We start from the raw sequence: 15993 nt of genomic DNA, 5'->3' as shown, positions 1-15993 counted from the left end.
TTTCAAAGTTTTCGTGGGGCACCCCCCCTCCCTTGTTTGTTTTGGGGTTGGTCTTCCCCCGCGATGAGACTTACCGGATTTACCCGGCGACCAACACGCGAATCGCTTCCAGGCGCAGTGCGGCTTTTTCCAGCATCGCCAGACCTTGTTCACGTTGCTTGCGCACCGCTTCGATCTCGCTGTCGCGCACGCTTGGGTTGACTGCTTGCAATGCGGTCAGGCGCGCCAGCTCTTCGTCGGTCTCCGCTGCAAGACGACGCTGGGCTTCGGCGACGCGCTCGGCATGACGCGGCATGATCTTGGCTTCACCACTGTTGATCCGCGGCGTCAGCACATCGCGCTGGGCCTGAATGAACTTGTTGGCGCTGGCCTTCGGCACGCTTTCGAGCTGGTCGTTGAGAGTCTCGAAAGACACCCGCGAGGCCAGGTCATTGCCGTTGGTGTCGAGCAGGCAGCGCAACGCAGCTGGCGGCAGATAGCGGCCCAGTTGCAGGGCGCGCGGGGCGACCACTTCGCTGACGTACAGCAGTTCAAGCAGCACCGTGCCGGGCTTGAGTGCCTTGTTCTTGATCAGCGCCACCGCGGTATTGCCCATCGAACCGGACAGCACCAGGTCCATGCCACCCTGGACCATCGGGTGCTCCCAGGTAATGAACTGCATGTCTTCGCGAGACAGCGCCTGGTTGCGGTCGTAGGTGATGGTTACACCTTCGTCGTCACCCAGCGGGAAGCTGGCGTCGAGCATTTTTTCGCTCGGCTTGAGGATCAGGGCATTTTCCGAATGGTCCTCGCTGTCGATGCCGAAAGCGTCGAACAAGGTTTCCATGTAGATCGGCAGGGTGAACTGATCGTCTTGCTCAAGAATTGCCTCGACCAGTGCCTGACCTTCACCGGCACCACCGGAGTTGAGCTCCAGCAGACGGTCACGACCGCTATGCAGCTCGGCTTCCAGCTGTTCGCGCTCGGCGCGGGCTTCGTCGACCAGGGCTTGCCATTCACCGTCGTCGCCACTTTCGAGCAACGGCAGCAGGCGCGGGCCGAACTGGTGCTGCAGGGCGTTACCGGTCGGGCAGGTATTCAGGAAGGCGTTGAGCGCCTGGTTGTACCATTGGAACAGGCGCTCTTGCGGGCTGTTCTGCAGGTATGGCACATGCAGTTCGATGGTGTGCTTCTGACCGATACGGTCGAGACGGCCAATACGCTGCTCGAGCAGGTCGGGGTGAGCAGGCAGGTCGAACAGCACCAGGTGGTGGGCGAACTGGAAGTTGCGGCCTTCACTGCCGATTTCCGAACAGATCAGCACCTGGGCGCCGAACTCTTCATCGGCGAAGTAGGCGGCTGCACGGTCGCGTTCGAGAATACTCATGCCTTCATGGAAGACCGTGGCCGGAATGCCGGAGCGCACGCGCAGGGCGTCTTCCAGGTCCATAGCGGTTTCGGCGTGGGCGCAGATCACCAGAACCTTGACCCGCTTGAGCATCTTCAGGGTATCGATCAGCCAGTCGACTCGTGGATCGAAGCGCCACCAGCGCTCTTCTTCATCCGTGTCGCCCTGGGACTGGAACGCCACCTCGGGGTACAGCTCGGCATGCTCACCGACCGGCAATTCCATGTACTGATCGGGGCTTGGCAGCGGATAAGGATGCAGGTTGCGCTCAGGGAAGCCCTGGACGGCGGCGCGGGTGTTGCGGAACAGTACGCGGCCGGTACCGTGACGATCGAGCAGTTCACGAATCAGTCGCGCACTGGCCTGGGTGTCGCCGTCGTTGACCGCGGCTAGCAGGGCCTCGCCTTCGGCGCCGAGGAAACCTTCAATGGTGGCGTGGGCTTTGGCTGAAAGGCGGCCTTCGTCCAGCAGCTCCTGTACGGCTTCGGCCACCGGGCGGTAGTGCTCGCTCTCGGCGCGGAAGGCGGCCAGGTCATGGAAACGGTTCGGGTCAAGCAGGCGCAGACGGGCGAAGTGGCTGTCCTGGCCCAGTTGCTCAGGGGTCGCGGTCAGCAGCAGGACGCCAGGAATGACCTGGGCCAGTTGCTCGACCAGGCCGTATTCAGGGCTGACCTGCTCTTCGTGCCAGACCAGGTGATGCGCTTCGTCGACCACCAGCAGGTCCCAGCCTGCGGCGAACAGCGCGTCCTGGGCTTTTTCGTCTTCGGTCAGCCACTCCAGGGCGACCAGCGCCAACTGGGCGTCTTCGAACGGGTTGCTGGCATCGCTCTCGATAAAGCGCTCGGCGTCGAACAGCGCTACCTGCAGGTTGAAGCGGCGGCGCATTTCCACCAGCCACTGGTGCTGCAGGTTCTCCGGCACCAGGATCAACACACGGCTGGCACGGCCCGAGAGCAGCTGGCGGTGAATCACCAGGCCGGCCTCGATGGTCTTGCCCAGGCCTACTTCGTCGGCCAGCAGGACCCGCGGGGCAATACGGTCGGCGACTTCACGGGCGATATGCAGCTGGTGGGCGATGGGTTGCGCACGGGTACCACCCAGGCCCCACAGCGAGGACTGCAACTGGCGGCTGGTGTGCTCCAGGGTGTTGTAGCGCAGCGAGAACCATGACAACGGATCGATCTGTCCGGCGAACAGACGGTCGCTGGCCAGACGGAACTGGATGAAGTTCGACAGTTGGGTTTCCGGCAGGGTGCAGGCCTGGTTCTGCCCGTCGAGGCCGTGGTAGACCAGCAGACCGTCGACATCATCGACCTCGCGAACGGTCAGCTTCCAGCCTTCGAAATGGGTGATCTGGTCGCCGGGCGAGAAGCGCACCCGGGTCAGGGGCGCATTGCGCAGGGAGTACTGGCGAGTGTCGCCAGTGGCCGGGTAGAGCACGGTCAACAAGCGGCCGTCCTGTGCCAGAACGGTCCCCAGACCTAGCTCGGCTTCGCTGTCGCTGATCCAGCGTTGCCCCGGTTGATACTGCTGCGCCATACTGCCTGACTCCCGCTTTGAAAAGCCGACTATCTTAACGGATAGGACTGTGCAGACCAAAGAGTCTAGCAATATCAGCGACAAATACCGCTGCGGCTATACTTCGAGCCAGTTGCAGATGCGATGAACAGTGCCTAAATGAGATTCGCGGCTCAAGGCCGCTGCTGGCTAGCCGACACAGTGGCGACAGGAGATCACCCCCCCATGCTGCCGCCCATCATTCCACTCAGCGCCGCCCCCGTGACATCACAACTGGACCCGGTCAAGCCGACCCCCGACATCAAGCCGGTGGTGCCTGCACAGCCAACGTCCAGCGAGGGTGCCATCGACCTGAAACATCGTGACCCGGAAAAATCCGCGCTGCTGTTGCGTGAAGAGCAGCGCCGCCAGCATGGTCGCCGTCAGTCGGGCAAGGATGATGAGCTCTATCAGCCGCTGCCGGGGGATGAAGTCAACGCCGACAATACCGTGCCGGTAGCGCCGCTGATGGGCGAACAGCCGCGTCAGGGGTTGTTGGTGGATATAGAAGTCTGAAGATCAGCCTGCTTACTGGTCAGCGCGAGCAACTGCCTTCATTATTGTCGGACCGCAGTCCGCTTCGCGAGCCGAACCATGAGCCAAGATGACAACCTGATCGACCTCGGCGCCGAGCGTGCCCGGCGCGTTCACGACCTCAACGAAAAGCGCCTGAACGAAGTGCGCCAGGCATTCGAACAGGCCATGCCGCTGGGCAAGGCCAAGAAAAAGCCCAAGGGCAAACCCAAGAAACGTTGAAAACTTGATGCAGGTCAAGCCTGCACCCGCCTCGCGCGCCCGCTTCCGGGCGCCATTGACTTCGGTCAATTTCCTTTCGTCCGCCATTGGTTACCTTGAGCCCATCAGACAGGTGCAGGCAAATGGAGGCCGACATGTTCTTCGATAATGTGGTTATCGCTGGAGTGATTACAGTCGGCCTGATGCTGCTGTTCTTTGTCGGATTCGGAATTTTCATCTGGAAGGACTCGAACAAGCGCAAACAGCGCTGATTCTTCCGGTACACGAGCACGCAAGGCATTTAGGGCGACTTCGGTCGCCCATTTTTTTGTCCGCAAGAAACCTTTCAGCTGTACTGGACTTTTATTAGTTAGCTAGCTAATAATCAGCACCAGATTCTTTCATCGCCATCCTGTCTATCGTTACAACACAGTCAGCCAAGGTTCGACCCGTGCCCATCACTTTGCAGGCCCTGTTGGCGCCGAACAAACTCGCCGTGCAATTTGCCATCAAGACCTTGCTCGGCGGAGGCCTGGCGCTGTGGCTGGCACTGCGCTGGGGCCTGGAACAACCCGCCTGGGCCCTGATGACGGCATTCATCGTTGCCCAGCCCTTGTCGGGCATGGTCTTGCAAAAAGGCCTGGCGCGCTTGTTCGGGACCTTGGTCGGTACCGTGATGTCGGTGCTGTTCATCGGCATGTTCGCCCAGACGCCCTGGTTGTTCCTTCTGGCCCTGGCGTTGTGGCTGGCCTTGTGTACCGCCTGTTCGACCATGCTGCGTAGCGCCTGGGCCTATTCATTTGTATTGGCGGGTTACACCGTCGCGATTATCGCATTGCCCGCGATCAATCATCCGCTCGCCGTATTCGACCAGGCCGTGGCGCGCTGTACCGAGATCTGCCTGGGGATTGTCTGTGCCACGGCGACCAGCGCGTTGCTGTGGCCCATGCGCGTCGAGCAACAACTCGGTGGCCAGGCGCGTCAGGCCTGGACCAGTGGCTTGCAGGCGGCCAGCGCGACCCTGACCGGCGAAGCGCAGGCGCGTCAGGGCTTGCTGGAAATTCTCGGGCGCATCGTCGCCGTGGATGCACAGCGTGAGCATGCCTGGTTCGAGGGGCCTCTTGGCCGGCAGCGGGCACGGGCTATCCGTGGCTTGAGCCAGAAACTGCTGATTCTTTTGCGCATTGCCCGTTCGGTACGGCGTCAGTGGCAGCAACTGGACGCCTCCCAGGCACAGCATCTGCAGCCTTGGCTCGACCAAGTGCATGATGCCCTGGCCACGCCCGATCAGGCAGGTCTGTTGCTCCTGCGCCAACGGGTCTGGGATGCGGCGCACGATGACAGCATCAGCTCGGCCGAACACTATTGCCTGGCGCGCCTGACCTTGCTGCTGGACAACGCCATGGCCGCGACCTTGGCGTTACGTGCGGTGGAGGAGGGCAAGGCACCGGCGGATGTGCCCGACAGCCTCGCCGCGCACCGTGATCTACCCCTTGCACTGTTGTTCGGCTCGCGCAGTGCCCTGGCGTTTCTGGCCATGGCCAGTTTCTGGCTGGCGACCGCCTGGACGGCAGCCCCGGGCGGCTTGGTGCTGACCTGTGTGGTCTGCAGTCTGTTTGCCAGCCGGGAAAACGGGGCACAGATCGGCATGAGTTTTTTGCGTGGAATATTGCTGGCGATTCCAGTGGCCTTTGTTGTCGGGCAGATCCTGCTGCCACAGTGGAGCGGATTTCCCATGCTGTGCCTGGCCATGGGCGTGCCATTGTTCTTTGGTGCGTTGGGTATGGCCAATCCGCGCATTGGCGCTACGGCAACCTCTTACTGCCTGCATTTCATCGTCCTGGTGGCGCCGCTCAATACCATGAGTTTTGGTGTCGCAACTTTTCTCAACAGTGCTCAAGCGATGCTCATCGGTGTAGGCGCGGCGGTGCTGGCATTCAAGCTGCTGGTGCTGCGCAATCCAGCCTGGCACGGTCGTCGCCTGCGCGCGGCAACCCAGAACGACCTGGTACGTTTGACCCGTCGCGAGCTGCGCGGTGCCGAGACCTGGTTCGGCGGGCGCATGGCCGATCGCTTGCTGCAACTGGCGAGACACTACGCGGCCTTGCCCGAGCAGGAACGCGGTCGCTGGGACGATGGCGTAGATGGCCTGGATATCGGTGATGAACTGCTACACCTGCGCCATTGCCTGGCCGTGGCCCAGGCACCGCTGGCCACAGCCGAGCGCGAGTATTTGCAGCAACTGCAGGATGTCCTCGCACGCGGTCCAGCGCCGGGTAGAGGCAAACGCCTGGATGCTGCCAGCGAAGTATTCATCGACGTCTTGCAACGGCAGCCGCCCAGCGACCCCTTGCGCCTGGCGGTGGGCGCGGTGTTGCAGTTGCAGCGCAGTTGGGGCAAATGGTGTCGCCGACAGGAGGAGATTCATGGGCTTGCGTGAGTGGGCGCTGGGCGGTGTGTTGCTCAGCCCGTTTTTGATCTATGTCGTGCTGGCGCTGGTGCTCACCGGGGCTGTGCGTTTGCTGCTGCGATTGACGCCGCTGGGGCGCTGGATCTGGCATGAGGCGCTGTTCGATTGTGCGCTGTTCATTTGTGTATTGACCCTGGTAACCCTCGGGTTGGGGCCTTTGTAAGGAGCGTGATCATGCGTGCACTGGTACGTATCGCAATAACCTTGTGCCTGGTGGCGGTGGCCATTTTTGCGGGTTGGAAGCTCTGGCAGTACTACATGCTCACGCCCTGGACCCGCGATGCGAAAATCCGTGCCGATGTGGTGATTATCGCCCCGGACGTTTCCGGCTGGGTGCGTGAACTCAAGGTGCATGACAACCAGCAGGTCAAGGCCGGCGAGCTGCTGATGTCGATCGATCGCGACCGCTTCGAAGCGGCCCTGGACAAAGCCAATGCAGTAGCCGAAACCCGCCAGCAGCAATTGCGCCTGCGCGAACATGAGGCGTCCCGGCGCGCGGCACTCGGTCCTCAGGCCATCAGTGCCGAACTGCGTGAGAACGCCCAGATCAATGCGGCGGTGGCCCGTGGTGAATTGCACCAGGCCCAGGCCGATGTCAAAGCGGCGGCCATCAACCTGGCCCGCAGCCAGGTCAAGGCGCCGCGCGACGGTCATATCACCAACCTGCGTCTGGCCGAAGGCAACTACGTCAATGCCGGGCAGCCGGTGATGGCGCTGATCGATGATTCGACCTTTTATGTCCAGGCTTATTTCGAAGAGACCAAGTTGCCGCGTATTCGTGTTGGTGACCCGGTCAAGGTCTGGCTGATGAGTGCCGGCGAGCCCATGCAGGGGCATGTTGAAAGCATCAGTCGCGGGATCACTGACCGTAATGCCAACCCCGACAGCCAATTGCTCGCCGAAGTCGAGCCGACCTTCAACTGGGTGCGCCTGGCCCAGCGCATTCCGGTGCGGATCAAACTGGACCAGGTGCCTGAAGGCGTAACCCTGAGCGCAGGCATGACGGCCAGCGTGCAGGTGCGTGAAGATCAGGTGCAGCGCTGATCAGGGTTGCTGGCGAGTAGCAGCCAGAACGATTTCGCGAATGCACACATGTTGCGGTTGCTGGTAGGCATAGGCGATGGCCGCCGCTACATCCTCGGCGCTGAGTACCTGGCCACCCATCTCGGCTTTCCAGGCCTGGTAGCCTTCTTTGATCCCCTCGTCGGTGGTATGGCCGAGCAACTCGGTTTCCACCGCGCCCGGGGCAATGGTCACCACGCGCACATTGTGGGCAGCGACCTCTTCGCGCAGGTTCTCGGAAATGCCATGCACGGCGAACTTGGTGCCGACGTACGCAACATGGTTGGGAAATGTCTTGCGCCCGGCCACGGAGCTGACATTGATGATCGTGCCCTGGCGGCGTTGGATCATACCGCCCACCAGCGCATGGATACCGTTGAGCAGCCCTTTGACGTTGACGTCGAGCATCTGCTCCCACTGGCTGGGGTCCTGTTCATGCATCTGCCCCAACAACATCACTCCGGCATTGTTGATCAGCGCATCGGCTGGACCATATAGCGCTTCGGCTTCTTTCACCGCCGCCACAAAAGCCTCGCGGTCGCTGACATCCACTGCCCGGCTCAGGCAATCAGGCAGTGCCAGTGCCTGCATCCGCTCCAGGCGCCGGGCCAGCAGTAACAACGGGTGACCAGCTTTCGAGAACAGACGTGCGGCGGCTTCGCCAATACCAGAGCTGGCGCCGGTGATGATGATCAGTGGTTTGCGCATGAGATTCTCCAAGGCATACTCGATTTGAATGGCTCAAGTGTATTGACTTGAGTTCAGGCTGAAAAACGGCTTATTTCTCTGGTTGGCATCGGAATTACCTATGGATATTCGCCATCTGAAGGCGTTTCTCGCTGTGTTCGAAGAGCGCAACATCACCTTGGCAGCGCAACGTTTGTGCGTGGCCCAACCGACGTTGTCGGTGACCATTCGCCAGCTTGAAGATGAACTGGGCGTGGCGTTGTTCCTGCGTCAGGCCCGAGGTGTCGAGGTCAGCGAGCAGGCCCGGCAGTTGTATCCGCAAGCGCAACGCATGGTTGCAGAGGCCCAGGCCCTGAGCCGGCGCTTTCGCGAAGGCCAGGACCGGCTGCCCCTGCAACTGGGGGTGGAAGCGGATATCGCCCCCAGCCATGTCGAGGCGTTTGTCCGCCTGGCCAGTCAGGCTGTACCGGCAGTTCAGCTGACCTTGCTCGACGGTTGTGTCGGCGATGCCCGTCTCGGGGTCGAAGCGCTGTGTTGTGAGGACGAGTTGTTCCTCTCGCTCTGGGAGGAACCTTTCGTGCTGGCCACGGCCAGTGGCAGTAACCAGGTTGAGCAATGGATCACTTGCCCGCAGCATATTTCCCATCAGCGTCTGCTCGGTTTCTATGGCAATGGCGAGCAAGTCGGGCATGCCGGCTCCTTGCAGCAGGCGGTACCCATGGTTGCCGCAGGTTTGGGGGCCGCCTTGTTGCCGCAGTCGTTGGTCGAGCGCCATCCCGGGTTGCAATGGCGGCCCTGGCAAGACTCGGCACTGACACGTCGGGTGGGGTTGTGCTTTGCTGTCCAGGCCCTGCAACTGCCGGTCCTCAAGCAGTTGCATCACGCCCTTGGCGGCGTACACGAGGCTTAAAGGAACATGCCGCCGGACGCTTCCAGGCGCTGGCCATTGATCCAGCCACCGCCATCGCCGAGCAACAGCGCCACTGCCGCGCCGATATCATCCGGCAAGCCCACCCGACCCAGGGCGGTATTGCTGGCGATGAAGTCGTTGACGTCGGCATTGTCGCGCACCACGCCGCCGCCAAAATCGGTCTCGATGGCGCCAGGGGCGAGAATGTTGACGCGAATGCCCCGCGCACCAAGCTCCTTGGCCTGATAGCGGGTCAGGACTTCCATCGCGCCTTTCATGGCGGCGTAGGCCGCGTAGCCGGGGAGGGCGAAGCGGGTCAGTCCGGTGGAAATGTTAACGATCCGGCCGTTATCGGCAATCAGCGGCAACACGCGTTGGGTCAGGAAAAACGGGCCTTTGAGCTGGATATTGCACAGCAGGTCGAACTGCGCCTCAGTGGTTTCGCTGAACGGCGCATTGATGCCAATGCCGGCGTTGTTCACCAGAAAATCCAGTTGCTCGCGGCCAAACACCGACTTCAGGGTCTGCAGTAGTTGCTCGGCGAAGCCTGCGAAGCTGGCGCTGTTACTGACATCCAGTTGCAGCATGGCGGCGCGAACGCCTTGCTGCTCCAGCGTTTGCACCAGCGCCTGGGCTTCCTGCGCCTGGCTGTTGTAGGTGCCGATGATGTCGATGCCCTGGGCGGCCAGATGCATTGCGGTGTTTTTCCCCAGGCCGCGGCTGGCGCCTGTGATCAATGCGATTTTGCGATTCATGCTCGGTACCTCGAGGGAAATGGGGTGTCGAGGAAAGTCTATTGGTCGGCTTAGTGCTGATAAATCCACAGATATCGGAAATACTGGTCGGTGCTAGCGAACAATAGAGCCTGCAGCCATGAACAAGCTGGAGTTGTTGCGGACCTTTGTGCGGGTCAGTGAACTGTCGAGTTTTACCCTGGCCGGGGAAAGTCTGGGGTTACCGCGTTCAACGGTCTCGGAGCAGGTCCGGGCCCTGGAGAGCTTGCTCGGCACACGCTTGCTCAACCGCACCACGCGGCGCGTGCAGGCGACCCAGGACGGCTTGCACCTGTACGAGCGTAGCAAAGACCTGCTGTCACGCATGGATGAGATCGAGGGACTGTTCCACAGCGAAAAGGCGGCGTTAGTAGGGCGATTGCGCATCGATCTGCCGACCTTGATGGCACGGCGCATCATCCTGCCCAATTTGCCGCAGTTCATTGAGTGTCACCCAGGAATTGAACTGGAGATCAGTTGCACGGATCGCCAGGTCGACCTGTTGCGCGAGGGTTTTGATTGTGTGCTGCGCATTGGCACCTTGAGTGACCTGGACCTGATTGCCCGTCCCCTGGGATTCCTGGCCCAGATCAATTGCGCCAGCCCGCGCTATCTGCAGCGTTATGGCGTGCCCAAAACCCTGGCAGACCTGCACCACCACCAGTTGATCCATTATGTGAAGAACCTCGGCAGCCGCAGCCCCGGTTTCGAGTACCTTCACGCCGGTACCTTGCAAGTTCAGCCCATGGCCGGGAATGTCACCGTCAACAGCACGGAGGCCTATGAGAGTGCCTGTGTTGCCGGGCTTGGTCTGATTCAGGCACCAGCGGCGGGGCTGCAAGGCTATCTGCAGCGGGGTGAATTGCTGCCGCTGCTGGCGGATTTCGTTCCACCGCCGATGCCGGTGTCACTGCTCTATGCCCGGCAACAGCACGTGCCGCCAAGGCTGCGTGCATTCATGGATTGGCTGGCAGGTTTGCTTGAGCCTCGTCTGGATCCAGCGGCAAGCGGAAACTGAACAGGGTTCCAGCCTCCTGAGTCGAGATCACCTCCAGGCGCCCGCCATGGGCCAGGGCAATCTGGTTGGCGATGTACAGACCCAGGCCCAGCCCGGATTGCACCGCGTCGTTGAGGGGATGGGAGAAGGGTTGAAACAGTTGTGAAAGGACCTGCGGAGCGATCGGCTCACCGAAGTTATGCACGCCGAGCACGAAAGCCTGATCACGTATCTGTGCACTGACCTCCACGGGTTGGTCTTGAGCACCGTGAGTCAGCGCATTGGCGATCAGGTTGGAGAGTAATTGAGTGACCCGCTCGCGATCGCAATTGATGCCACTCAGATCGCCAATGTGCAGATTGATCTGCCGTTGCGGGTGAACACGTTGCAGTTCCGAAGCCACGTGCCGGAGCGCATCGCCCAGGTCCGGGCACGGCTGGATATTGACGGCGATGCCGTTGCCCAGGCGGCCGCGGGCAAAATCGAGGATATCGCGCACCAGCTGAGTGGCGCGCCGGCCGCAGGTGAGGATGTGCAGGGCAATGGTCCGGCTTTTTTCTTCCTGCAGGCGCTGGCTCAAGAGCTCGGCCCCGGCAGTGATTGCAAACAGCGGGTTGCGCAGGTCATGGCCGAGCACGGCGATGAATTGTTCGCGAAGCTCGGCCATGGCCCGTTCCTTTTGCAGGGCCTCTTCGGTTTTCTGCGCGTTTTCCTCACTCTCGATCTGGATCGACAGCAAGCGCGCAAAGGATTCCATCATGGGCTGGATGGCACTGCCCTTGAGGGTGGCGGGCAGAGGGTCAAGGGCGCAGATGGTGCCGAAAAAACTGCCATCGGTGCGAAACACCGGCACCGAAATGTAACTTTCGAACTTGTAGATGCGCGGGGTGTGATGGTTGCAGTACAGCTCGTCCTCACTGGCCTTGTCGATCACAATGGTCTGGTGACTGCCGCGAATTTCGTGGCACAGCGTAGTGGCCAGGTCCAGCTCACCACCGGCTTTCAGGCCAAAACCTAGGGTGTCGAGTACGGCGCAGGCGGTCCAGCTGTTTTCGCTGACCCGCGCCACTGCGGCAAAACGCATACCGGTGGACTCACAGATCACCTGCAAAATGGCGGGCACGGCGTTGATCCGTCCAATCGTGGCGATATCGGCGCTAATGGTGTTACTCATGCATCATCCACGGTCGCTGGTGACTTGAACTGGAAGTGTGGATTAAGTCTAGCGAGCAAGTCTGCATCAGGTGAAAAATCCGTTCCCTGCGGCCCGTTTTTTCCATTACCCTTGGCTTCGAGTTGCCCCGTCAGAGGGCAGCCAATACTGCCCAGCGTGCCAATCCCTTTCGCCCTGCGTCCCCTGGATGCTTCAGTGAGGTTTGACATGCACATCACATCACAGGATATCTGTGCCGCCGCCGATCAGCTCAAGGGCTTTGTCGGTTTTCATCGCAAGCTTGGCAAGCATATCGTGCGCTTTAGCGAAGACTCCTTTGGCATGGACGTTGCCGATGACAGCATCACCCCCAGCAATGAATTTGTCTGGCGAGAAGGCGAGGGTGAGGTCATGACCCTGAGCCGCGAGCTCATCGACATCCTCTTGGCGCAAAATGTCGACGAACGACTAAATGTCAGCGAGCCTTTGCGGGTCTACCTGCGGCGTAGTGACTTGCCGGAGATTGCTGCACAGCGGCGTTTGAAGGCATAGAGCCGATCGGTACGGCGCTTGCTCATTCAGGATAAGCCAGCTTCAAGGTTGTGAGCTCCGGTTGCGAGAAGTTGACCTGGTTGCGTCCGCTTTTCTTGGCCATATACAAGGCCTTGTCGGCCTCGTTGAGCCAGGCTTCGGCGTCGGCCAGGCCTTCGCGGCAGTTGGCCAGACCGATACTCAAGGTGATCCGCAGTTCTGGCAGCTGCGGATTGCGGTAGCTGCCGACACGTTCGCGCAGCCGCTCCATGGCATGGCCGGCTTGCTCCAGACTGGTGTTGGGCAGGATCAGGCAGAACTCATCGCCACCATAACGGCCGGCCAGGTCATCTTCACGCAAGCTGCGTTTAAGTTCGCTGCTGAGCTGGCTCAGCACACAGTCACCCACGACATGGCCGTAGGTGTCGTTGATGCTCTTGAAGTGATCGATGTCGATGATCGCGATCACCGCCTGACACTGCTGTTGCTGGCAGATCTGGAACTTGAGCTGCAACAGGTCTTTCCATGAGCCATGGTTGAGCAGGCCGGTCAGGCTGTCGGTGCGGCTGAGGGCGCTGAGGCGGCGTTTATGTTCAGCGAGTTTCATCGCCAGGCTGTAGCAGACCCAGCCAACGGCCATCGGGTAAAGGGTCAGCATCGGCAGGCAGGCGTAGACCTGCAGGGTAGTGGCCTGCAACTGCAGACCGGCACCGAACAGGGCTATGGATATTCCCGCACCAAGACCCTGGATCAACAACCCCTTGAAGAACAGGCGCTGGCCGCCAGCAGCGAAATTGTTCATCGCCATCATTGCCAGGATGGTCACGCTGGGTAGCGGATTGAATTGCACGGCGGCGGTCCAGAATCCGCCCATCAACGAATCGACCAGCAGGTTACGGTATTCGGCGTGGTAGGGGACGGTCGCGCGGCGAGCGAGTTGAAAAGCCACGTGTGGCCAGATCAGGCCATTGAATAGCAGCAGCCCCCAGACCCACTGTGGCATGTCCAGGGTCGAAATGCCGGCCATGACACTGAGCATGCCGATGCCCAGGCCAATAATGCGCGGCAGGTATATTCTCCTGACAAATGAAAGTCCCTTGCCGCTTCTATTATCCATCATGGTTGCTGGTCTATTCCGGGGCGCCGTTTATCGCATAAAACGTGTGAATATTGTTGAACAATCGCAGGCTATTGAAAAATGGCCTTACAAGCCATTTCACGGTTGATGCAGCCACCCGGGGTACCATGAAACTTGCCCTTATCCTTGGAGTGCTTCTACTCATGGCCCCTTTGCCCCCACAGGCCGGTGAACCGGCGCAGCGCCAGGACGGGCGGTACCACAACCTGCAGCCGTTACCGCAAGACAGCATGCTGAAAAAGCTGCGCATAGGCTTCAAGTTCCTGTTTCTCGGCAAACCGCCGGGGACCCGCCCGGACGTCGAGATCGCTGTACAGCCCCTGAGTCGTCAGCAATTGATCGAGGCGCCTGATCGCAGCCTGTGGCGGCTGGGGCACTCCACAGTATTGTTGAAACTCCACGAGCGCTTCTTTATTACCGACCCGGTGTTCGCCGAACGCGCCTCACCGGTGCAGTGGGCCGGTCCCCAGCGTTTTCATCAGCCTCCGCTCAAGCTCGAAGAGCTGCCGCCGCTGACAGCGGTGATTCTTTCTCACGATCACTACGATCACCTTGATGAACAGGCGATACGTCAGCTGGCCGATAAAGCCGAGCACTTTCTTGCGCCGATGGGCGTTGGCGACTTGTTGATCGAGTGGGGCGTACCTGCGGCCAAGGTCCGGCAACTGGACTGGTGGCAGGAAAGCCAGATCGAAGGCATACGTTTCATCGCTACCCCGGCACAGCATTTTTCCGGACGAGGCCTGTTCGACAGCAACAGCACGCTGTGGGCGTCCTGGGTAATCCTGGATGAAAACCTGCGCCTGTTTTTCAGCGGCGACACCGGCTACTTCAGCGGTTTCAAACAGATTGGCGAGCAGTATGGCCCGTTCGATGTGACCCTGATCGAAACCGGCGCCTACAACCTTGAGTGGCCCAACGTGCACATGCAGCCGGAGCAAAGCCTGCAGGCGCATCTGGATTTGCGCGGACGCTGGCTGCTGCCGGTGCATAACGGCACCTTCGATCTTTCGATCCACAGCTGGCATGAACCCTTCGACCGGATTCTGGCGTTGGCCAATGCAGCGCAGGTGCCGCTCAGTACCCCACAGATGGGCGAGCGGGTAAGCCTAGACCAGCCCCACAGTGGTCCGGCCTGGTGGTTGCCCAAACCGTCGCGCCAATTGCAGAGCGCGGGTGAGCGGGTGATGGCTATGAAGGAACTGTAAGGCGCGGCTTACTGCGGTTTGCGGTCGCGCGCTTTTTCTTTGTCCTTGGCTGGCAGATGGGAAGGGGGCTTGCCGCTGTCGCTACGCACTTGGGCATGGCTGATCAGGGCGAAGATAAAGCTGCCGCCGATGATGTTGCCGACCAGTGTGGGGGCGGCGAAGTGCAGCCAGAACGCCTGCCAGCTGATGTCGCCGACCCAGGCCAGGTAAGAGACTTCCACTGAACCGACGACAATATGGGTAAAGTCCCCCAACGCCATCAGGTAGGTGATCATCAGGATGATCCAGATCTTGGCGTGTTCCATGGCGGGGATCATCCAGACCATGGTGGCGATCATCCAGCCCGAGATGATGCCTTTGGCGAACATCTGGCTGACATCGTTCTCCATCACCTTGTGACCGACATCGAGAAAGGCTGCATCCGTCTTGCTGTCGAATATCGGCAGGTTGAGCATCACATAGGACACTAATATAGTGCCGGCCAGATTACCGAGCAGGACCACCGACCACAAACGCAGCAGACGTCCAAGGTTGCGCAGGGTGGGGTCGGTCATGACCGGCAGGACGGCGGTCAGGGTGTTTTCGGTGAACAGTTGCTGGCGCGCCAGAATTACCGCCAGGAAGCCGGCGCTATAACCGAGGCTGGCAATCACCTGGCTGCTGTCGCCTTCGGGTAGCCGCGCATAGAACAAACCCATGGCCATCATCGACAGTCCCATGCTCAGCCCGGCGGCCAGCGCTGACCACCAGAGGGCGGCGAGGGTGCGTTCCAGTTCCTGATCGCCCTGAGCACGGATGATCTCGTGCAACACTGCCGCGCGGGGCGGCTGGCTTTGACTGACTTCCTGCTCTTCGTCCGCCGATAGACCCGGGGTTTTGCTGCTCTCGGTCTCGCTCATGGCTGTGGCTCTTTGGGGTGCCTCTACTACAGATCAACGCCGGGGCCGATTAGTTGCCTGCCTGCTGCGTATTACGTACCTATATATAGCTATCTGAAACTAATTTGAAATAAGTGCTTGACGCCCCTGTGGATCTCTCTATAATTCGCCCCACTTCCGGCGCAGTCGGAACGGAAAACTCCTTGGGATTCAACGAGTTAGATGTTCCAGGTAGTGCCGGAGGGGCTTCGATCGAAAGATCGGCAGCGGTGAAAAAGGTGGTTGACAGCGGATTGAAACGCTGTAGAATTCGCCTCCCGCTGACGAGAGATCGCAGCGAGTTAAGCGGTTGAAGTTGAAAGAGAAATTCTGAAAAACTTCAAAATAAACGCTTGACAGACTCTGAGGAAAGCGTAGAATGCGCGCCTCGGTTGAAGCGAAAGGCTTCAACCACCGCTCTTTAACAATCGAATCAAGCAATTCGTGTGGGTGCTTGTGACTCAGACT

Annotated in this window: 16 protein-coding genes; 10 read left to right on the top strand and 6 right to left on the bottom strand. The window is 60.3% G+C overall.

Annotation, left to right across the window (positions count from 1 at the left end):
• Positions 1–79 precede the first annotated feature (79 nt).
• Complete coding sequence (rapA, locus tag ACO6VD_RS25045; protein WP_422422615.1) at positions 80–2926, bottom strand: RNA polymerase-associated protein RapA; 2847 nt, start codon at positions 2924–2926, stop codon at positions 80–82.
• A gap of 204 nt (positions 2927–3130) precedes the next feature.
• Between rapA and ACO6VD_RS25040 the strand changes: the two genes are divergently transcribed.
• From ACO6VD_RS25040 to ACO6VD_RS25015, 6 genes are all read left to right on the top strand, one after another.
• Entirely contained in the window at positions 3131–3460 is a 330-nt protein-coding gene (locus tag ACO6VD_RS25040) for an aspartate-semialdehyde dehydrogenase (protein ID WP_400173943.1), read from the top strand.
• Positions 3461–3538: 78 nt separating this feature from the next.
• Positions 3539–3700, top strand: a complete 162-nt coding sequence (locus ACO6VD_RS25035) for a hypothetical protein (protein WP_010221101.1) — start codon at positions 3539–3541, stop codon at positions 3698–3700.
• A gap of 134 nt (positions 3701–3834) precedes the next feature.
• Positions 3835–3951 carry a cytochrome c oxidase subunit CcoM gene (ccoM, locus tag ACO6VD_RS25030; protein ID WP_038616278.1) on the top strand — a complete coding sequence of 39 codons (117 nt, stop codon included), beginning with the start codon at positions 3835–3837 and terminating at the stop codon, positions 3949–3951.
• 179 nt (positions 3952–4130) lie between these two features.
• Positions 4131–6119 (top strand): FUSC family protein, encoded by a 1989-nt coding sequence (locus tag ACO6VD_RS25025; protein ID WP_422422614.1) that lies wholly within the window; start codon positions 4131–4133, stop codon positions 6117–6119.
• On the top strand, positions 6106–6312 hold the full coding sequence (locus ACO6VD_RS25020; RefSeq protein ID WP_400173941.1) for a DUF1656 domain-containing protein: 207 nt from the start codon (positions 6106–6108) through the stop codon (positions 6310–6312). The genes ACO6VD_RS25025 and ACO6VD_RS25020 overlap by 14 nt, the downstream gene beginning before the upstream one ends.
• A gap of 11 nt (positions 6313–6323) precedes the next feature.
• Positions 6324–7193, top strand: coding sequence for an efflux RND transporter periplasmic adaptor subunit (locus ACO6VD_RS25015; protein WP_422422613.1), 870 nt, complete (start codon positions 6324–6326; stop codon positions 7191–7193).
• On the opposite strand, the gene ACO6VD_RS25010 is transcribed toward ACO6VD_RS25015, so the two are convergent.
• Positions 7194–7919, bottom strand: coding sequence for an SDR family oxidoreductase (locus tag ACO6VD_RS25010; protein ID WP_422422612.1), 726 nt, complete (start codon positions 7917–7919; stop codon positions 7194–7196).
• A 100-nt stretch (positions 7920–8019) separates the two neighbouring features.
• Here ACO6VD_RS25010 and ACO6VD_RS25005 point away from each other — a divergent pair, with 100 nt between their 5' ends.
• Positions 8020–8808, top strand: coding sequence for a LysR family transcriptional regulator (locus tag ACO6VD_RS25005; protein WP_422422611.1), 789 nt, complete (start codon positions 8020–8022; stop codon positions 8806–8808).
• Here the strand turns inward: ACO6VD_RS25005 and ACO6VD_RS25000 are convergent.
• The gene (locus ACO6VD_RS25000) at positions 8805–9563 is read right to left on the bottom strand and encodes an SDR family NAD(P)-dependent oxidoreductase (protein WP_422422610.1); all 759 of its coding nucleotides are present in this window, start codon (positions 9561–9563) and stop codon (positions 8805–8807) included. The two genes, ACO6VD_RS25005 and ACO6VD_RS25000, sit on opposite strands and share 4 nt — an antisense overlap.
• 118 nt (positions 9564–9681) lie before the next feature.
• On the opposite strand from ACO6VD_RS25000, the gene ACO6VD_RS24995 reads away from it, so the two are divergent.
• Complete coding sequence (locus tag ACO6VD_RS24995; RefSeq protein WP_422422609.1) at positions 9682–10599, top strand: LysR family transcriptional regulator; 918 nt, start codon at positions 9682–9684, stop codon at positions 10597–10599.
• Here ACO6VD_RS24995 and ACO6VD_RS24990 read toward each other — a convergent pair.
• The gene (locus ACO6VD_RS24990) at positions 10538–11752 is read right to left on the bottom strand and encodes a GAF domain-containing sensor histidine kinase (RefSeq protein ID WP_422422608.1); all 1215 of its coding nucleotides are present in this window, start codon (positions 11750–11752) and stop codon (positions 10538–10540) included. The genes ACO6VD_RS24995 and ACO6VD_RS24990 overlap by 62 nt on opposite strands.
• A gap of 207 nt (positions 11753–11959) precedes the next feature.
• Here ACO6VD_RS24990 and ACO6VD_RS24985 point away from each other — a divergent pair, with 207 nt between their 5' ends.
• Positions 11960–12283: a DUF2025 family protein gene (locus ACO6VD_RS24985; protein WP_422422607.1), complete on the top strand. Its 324-nt coding sequence runs from the start codon at positions 11960–11962 to the stop codon at positions 12281–12283.
• A gap of 22 nt (positions 12284–12305) precedes the next feature.
• Here ACO6VD_RS24985 and ACO6VD_RS24980 read toward each other — a convergent pair whose 3' ends face one another.
• Positions 12306–13379, bottom strand: a complete 1074-nt coding sequence (locus ACO6VD_RS24980; protein ID WP_422422616.1) for a diguanylate cyclase — start codon at positions 13377–13379, stop codon at positions 12306–12308.
• Positions 13380–13507: 128 nt separating this feature from the next.
• Between ACO6VD_RS24980 and ACO6VD_RS24975 the strand changes: the two genes are divergently transcribed.
• Positions 13508–14608: an MBL fold metallo-hydrolase gene (locus tag ACO6VD_RS24975; RefSeq protein WP_422422606.1), complete on the top strand. Its 1101-nt coding sequence runs from the start codon at positions 13508–13510 to the stop codon at positions 14606–14608.
• Positions 14609–14616: 8 nt separating this feature from the next.
• Here ACO6VD_RS24975 and ACO6VD_RS24970 read toward each other — a convergent pair whose 3' ends face one another.
• Positions 14617–15507, bottom strand: coding sequence for a formate/nitrite transporter family protein (locus ACO6VD_RS24970; protein ID WP_422422605.1), 891 nt, complete (start codon positions 15505–15507; stop codon positions 14617–14619).
• Between the last annotated feature and the right edge of the window lie 486 nt (positions 15508–15993).

Source organism: Pseudomonas sp. GZD-222 (genome assembly GCF_049310525.1).
Lineage (GTDB): Bacteria > Pseudomonadota > Gammaproteobacteria > Pseudomonadales > Pseudomonadaceae > Aquipseudomonas.
The sequence above is the reverse complement of the archived record's forward strand: the minus strand, read 5'-3'. Positions and strand labels throughout refer to the sequence as shown.

Coding starts and splice junctions, on each gene's coding strand:
- ACO6VD_RS24990 (WP_422422608.1), bottom strand. CDS start 11,752: ATGAGTAACACCATTAGCGCCGATATCGCCACGATTGGACGGATCAAC.
- ACO6VD_RS25020 (WP_400173941.1), top strand. CDS start 6,106: ATGGGCTTGCGTGAGTGGGCGCTGGGCGGTGTGTTGCTCAGCCCGTTT.
- ccoM (WP_038616278.1), top strand. CDS start 3,835: ATGTTCTTCGATAATGTGGTTATCGCTGGAGTGATTACAGTCGGCCTG.
- rapA (WP_422422615.1), bottom strand. CDS start 2,926: ATGGCGCAGCAGTATCAACCGGGGCAACGCTGGATCAGCGACAGCGAA.
- ACO6VD_RS25015 (WP_422422613.1), top strand. CDS start 6,324: ATGCGTGCACTGGTACGTATCGCAATAACCTTGTGCCTGGTGGCGGTG.
- ACO6VD_RS24970 (WP_422422605.1), bottom strand. CDS start 15,507: ATGAGCGAGACCGAGAGCAGCAAAACCCCGGGTCTATCGGCGGACGAA.
- ACO6VD_RS24980 (WP_422422616.1), bottom strand. CDS start 13,379: ATGGATAATAGAAGCGGCAAGGGACTTTCATTTGTCAGGAGAATATAC.
- ACO6VD_RS24975 (WP_422422606.1), top strand. CDS start 13,508: ATGAAACTTGCCCTTATCCTTGGAGTGCTTCTACTCATGGCCCCTTTG.
- ACO6VD_RS25010 (WP_422422612.1), bottom strand. CDS start 7,919: ATGCGCAAACCACTGATCATCATCACCGGCGCCAGCTCTGGTATTGGC.
- ACO6VD_RS25040 (WP_400173943.1), top strand. CDS start 3,131: ATGCTGCCGCCCATCATTCCACTCAGCGCCGCCCCCGTGACATCACAA.
- ACO6VD_RS25005 (WP_422422611.1), top strand. CDS start 8,020: ATGGATATTCGCCATCTGAAGGCGTTTCTCGCTGTGTTCGAAGAGCGC.
- ACO6VD_RS24995 (WP_422422609.1), top strand. CDS start 9,682: ATGAACAAGCTGGAGTTGTTGCGGACCTTTGTGCGGGTCAGTGAACTG.
- ACO6VD_RS25035 (WP_010221101.1), top strand. CDS start 3,539: ATGAGCCAAGATGACAACCTGATCGACCTCGGCGCCGAGCGTGCCCGG.
- ACO6VD_RS24985 (WP_422422607.1), top strand. CDS start 11,960: ATGCACATCACATCACAGGATATCTGTGCCGCCGCCGATCAGCTCAAG.
- ACO6VD_RS25000 (WP_422422610.1), bottom strand. CDS start 9,563: ATGAATCGCAAAATCGCATTGATCACAGGCGCCAGCCGCGGCCTGGGG.